3 protein-coding genes, 1 tRNA gene and 1 pseudogene are annotated in these 3,960 nt (G+C 39.2%); all 5 read left to right on the top strand.

What is annotated here, in order from left to right; all coding sequences use genetic code 11:
• Window positions 1-57 precede the first annotated feature (57 nt).
• Window positions 58-145 (top strand) — tRNA-Ser (locus ACLOR3_RS09455).
• A 144-nt stretch (window positions 146-289) separates the two neighbouring features.
• Window positions 290-1,537 carry a peptidoglycan hydrolase PcsB gene (gene pcsB, locus ACLOR3_RS09450; protein ID WP_129270611.1) on the top strand — a complete coding sequence of 416 codons (1,248 nt, stop codon included), beginning with the start codon at window positions 290-292 and terminating at the stop codon, window positions 1,535-1,537.
• Window positions 1,538-1,697: 160 nt separating this feature from the next.
• A complete protein-coding gene (locus ACLOR3_RS09445; protein WP_048717045.1) occupies window positions 1,698-2,672 on the top strand; it encodes a ribose-phosphate diphosphokinase in 975 nt (324 codons plus the stop codon).
• Between the two features lie 379 nt (window positions 2,673-3,051).
• Window positions 3,052-3,669, top strand: a complete 618-nt coding sequence (abpA, locus tag ACLOR3_RS09440; protein ID WP_287517129.1) for an amylase-binding adhesin AbpA — start codon at window positions 3,052-3,054, stop codon at window positions 3,667-3,669.
• A gap of 93 nt (window positions 3,670-3,762) precedes the next feature.
• Window positions 3,763-3,960: pseudogene (locus ACLOR3_RS09435) on the top strand (class B sortase, LPKTxAVK-specific); the annotation flags it as partial.

Raw genomic sequence — 3,960 nt, 5'->3', positions numbered from 1 at the left:
AGAGCGCACGCCTGATAAGCGTGAGGTCGGTGGTTCGAGTCCACTCGTGCCCATTTTGGAGAATTACTCAAGAGGCTGAAGAGGACGGTTTGCTAAATCGTTAGGTCGGGTAACTGGCGCGGGGGTTCGAATCCCCCATTCTCCGTAGAGAATCAAGTTAGCATTCTAGCTAACTTTTTTTGTTACTTTGATACATCAATAGAAATAAAAATGTAACAAAGGCGTAACATAAAATCTTTCATTTTCTGTTATACTAGTTAGTGTCTTATATGAAGGAGTCTTTTATTTTATGAAGAAAAAATTATTAACGACTATTTTACTTAGTACAGTTGCTTTATCACAAGTAGGTACAGTTATTTCTGTAGGAGCTGATTCTACTGATGATAAAATCGCTGCACAAGATAGTAAGATTGCTGATTTGAGTTCAAAAGAACAGAGCGCACAAGCAGAAGTTGATCAAATTCAATCTCAAGTTTCTGAAATCAAAAAGCAACAAGAAACTCTTAAAGCTGAAAATGATCGTTTGAACGAAGAGTCTGCTAAACTTTCAGCAGAGATTGAAGAGCTTTCTAAAAATATTGTTGCTCGTCAAGAATCATTGGCAAACCAAGCACGTAGTGCTCAAACAACAGGAACTGCTACAAGTTACATTAACGCTATTGTAAGTTCTGGTTCTTTGACTGAAGCTATTTCTCGTGTTTCTGCAATGAATGAAATTGCTAGCGCCAACAACAAGATGCTTGAAGAGCAAAAACGCGATAAAGAAGCAATTGATGCTAAGCAAAAAGAAAACAATGAAGCAATCAACACTGTTATTGCCAACCAACAAAAATTAGATGAAGATGCGCAAGCGTTGACAACTAAAGAAGCTGAGTTGAAGGTTGCACAATTGAATTTGGCAGCTGAAAAATCAACTGCAGAAAATGAAAAGAATGCTTTGCTTGCAGAAAAAGCAGCAGCTGAGAAAGCGGCAGCTGAAGCAGCAGCAGCTGAAGCAGCTTACCGTGCACAACAAGAAGAACAACGTAAGGCTGTAGAAGCATCTGCTAATACTAACTTGCAAGCACAAGTGCAAGCTGCTACTCAAACACCAGCAGCTGAAGCAGCACAACCTCAAGCAACAGTTTCAACTCCTGCTGCAGCACCAGCAGTTCAAACTCAAACAGTTGCTACACCTGCTGCAACTAGTCGTCCAACATACAGCACCTCTGCAAGTTCATACCCTGTAGGTGAATGTACTTGGGGTGCGAAAGTATTGGCACCTTGGGCTGGTGATTACTGGGGTAATGGAGCACAGTGGGCTGCAAGTGCCGCAGCAGCTGGATTCCGTACTGGTAGCCAACCACAAGTTGGAGCTATTGCATGTTGGAATGACGGTGGATATGGACACGTGGCAGTGGTTACAGCTGTTCAATCTACTACAAGTATTCAAGTATCTGAATCTAACTACTTAGGTATCCGTAGCATTGGGAACTACCGTGGATGGTTTAACCCAGTGAATGCACAAGGATCACTTACTTATATCTATCCAAACTAAGAATTCAAAACACCCACTAAAAGTGGGTGTTTTTTACTATAGTTACTATTTTAATTTTTGATGGATTATGGATTGAAAAATCATGTAAAAAGCGTTACAATGGGTAAAGAGAAGATTTGTACAATTCGTACATTGTGGTTAAATTTATGTGGAGGAAATCATGTCGTTTTCGGATTTAATGCTGTTTGCTTTATCTTCTAACCAAGATTTGGCTGAACGTGTCTCTAAGGAGATGGGATTGCCACTTGGTAAGTCGACCGTACGTCAATTTTCAGATGGGGAAATCCAAGTCAATATTGAGGAGTCTATTCGTGGTAAAGAGGTGTATATTCTTCAATCTACGAGCTCTCCTGTAAATGATAATTTAATGGAAATTTTGATCATGGTAGATGCTTTAAAACGTGCCAGTGCTCAAACTATTAATGTAGTGATGCCTTATTATGGTTATGCTCGTCAAGACCGTAAAGCTCGTGCTCGTGAGCCAATTACATCCAAATTGGTTGCCAATATGCTAGAGATTGCTGGTGTAGACCGTCTCTTAACCATTGATTTGCATGCAGCTCAGATTCAAGGGTTCTTTGATATTCCAGTGGATCATTTGATGGGGGCTCCATTGATTGCAGACTACTTTGAACGTCGTGGCATGGTTGGCTCTGACTATGTGGTAGTCAGTCCGGACCACGGTGGTGTGACTCGTGCTCGTAAGCTAGCTGAATTTTTGAAAACACCGATTGCTATTATTGATAAACGTCGGAGTGTCGATAAAATGAACACCAGTGAAGTCATGAACATCATTGGGAATGTCGAAGGGAAAACTTGTATCCTGATCGATGATATGATTGATACTGCGGGAACCATTTGCCACGCTGCGGATGCACTTGCTGAAGCAGGAGCTGTAGAAGTCTATGCAAGTTGTACGCACCCTGTATTGTCAGGTCCAGCTATGGACAATATTCAGAAATCAGCGATCAAGAAGTTGGTGGTGTTGGATACCATTTACCTACCTGAAGAGCGCTTAATTGATAAAATTGAACAAATCTCCATCGCAAAACTATTGGCAGAAGCGATTATCCGCATCCATGAAAAACGCCCTCTGTCTCCTCTATTTGAAATTGGAAATGCGAAAAAATCTTAAAAATGTAAAAAAGAGGTTGTAGAGAGCCTCTTTTTTAAGAAAGGAAAGATATGTTTTTCAACTGGTTAAAAAAAGAAAGTAAGATAAAAAATCAGAGGGAGGAGTTGTTGAAAGAAGCACAAAAAAATGAGGATAGAATGGATCCTTGTCTACCCAAAAAGACCTTGCCAAAAAGTGGTGCAATCAAATAAAAGAAGTAAAACACTTACAAAATAAAAGATTTCTACTTTAAAAGTCAAATCTTCTCTTACCTAAAAAAATATAAAATTAATTTAAAAAATAGGTCAGATTTTATTGACAAATAAAATATATCGTAGTAAACTAGTAATAGTTACGAAGTAACGAATTATTTTTTAAAATGAAAAAAGGAGATAAAACAATGAAAAAAGTTTTATTATCATCAGTAGCAGCTCTTGCAGTATTTGCAGCAGCAGCACCAGCATTTGCAAATGAAAACCCTATTAATGGTGGAGCTAACACTCCAGGTGCTTACGACCAACCAGTAACTGGTGGCGGTGTTAACGATGCTTACAACGCTCAATCTGAGTTTAAAAATGGTCGTAAAGCTAACGAATATGTTGGTGGTCACCAAGAAAACGTTGATGCTGAAGCAGCAAAAGACCCAGCAGTAGTTGCAGCTAAAGCTGAATTGGATGCTGTTGAAGGTGGTTCACACCTTTACGGTGAAAAGAAAGCAGCTTATGAAGCAGCATTGAACAATGCTCGTAATGCAGCTCGTAACGCTAAAATCCAAGAATCTCAAAAAACATACAACACTGCTGACAAGGCACAAGGTTCTTACTACATCTTGAATGAAACTCCAGAACAAGCTAACGCACGTTACTTGAAAGAACATGGAATTTCTAAAGAAGAAGCAGCTAAACAATCTAAAGAAGAAGCAGCTAAAGCAGAAGAAGCAGCTAAAGCAGCAGCAGCTGGTAAAGCTGGATCTAAACAAGCTGACAAAGCTCTTCCAAAAACAAGCGCAGTTAAATAATTTTTATTAATTAGCTCTTAAATTAAATATCACTGAGCCTTCGGGCTCGGTGTTATTTTTTAGAGTAAACGGTATATAGGGGATTTTATTTTTATGAATCGTACAGATAAACATTCTAGTTCTAAAAGAAAGGGCATTTCGCTTATTCTTGCTTTGCTTGCTCTTATTGCCCTTGTAGGTGGTTTTGTCCTCTTTAACCCATTTGGGAAACAGACTTCATCTGATAAAAAGGACATGAGCTCATCATCTAGTGCAAGTAGCAAAGAGGTCAAGGAAGTTAAGTATGAGCCA

Source organism: Streptococcus intestinihominis (assembly GCF_046824975.1).
In the GTDB taxonomy this organism is placed as follows: domain Bacteria; phylum Bacillota; class Bacilli; order Lactobacillales; family Streptococcaceae; genus Streptococcus.
This window is presented reverse-complemented; position numbering and strand designations above follow the sequence as displayed.

What these genes read in the sequence shown, in the direction of transcription:
- pcsB (WP_129270611.1), top strand. Translation starts at nt 290, where the DNA reads ATGAAGAAAAAATTATTAACGACTATTTTACTTAGTACAGTTGCTTTA.
- ACLOR3_RS09445 (WP_048717045.1), top strand. Translation starts at nt 1,698, where the DNA reads ATGTCGTTTTCGGATTTAATGCTGTTTGCTTTATCTTCTAACCAAGAT.
- abpA (WP_287517129.1), top strand. Translation starts at nt 3,052, where the DNA reads ATGAAAAAAGTTTTATTATCATCAGTAGCAGCTCTTGCAGTATTTGCA.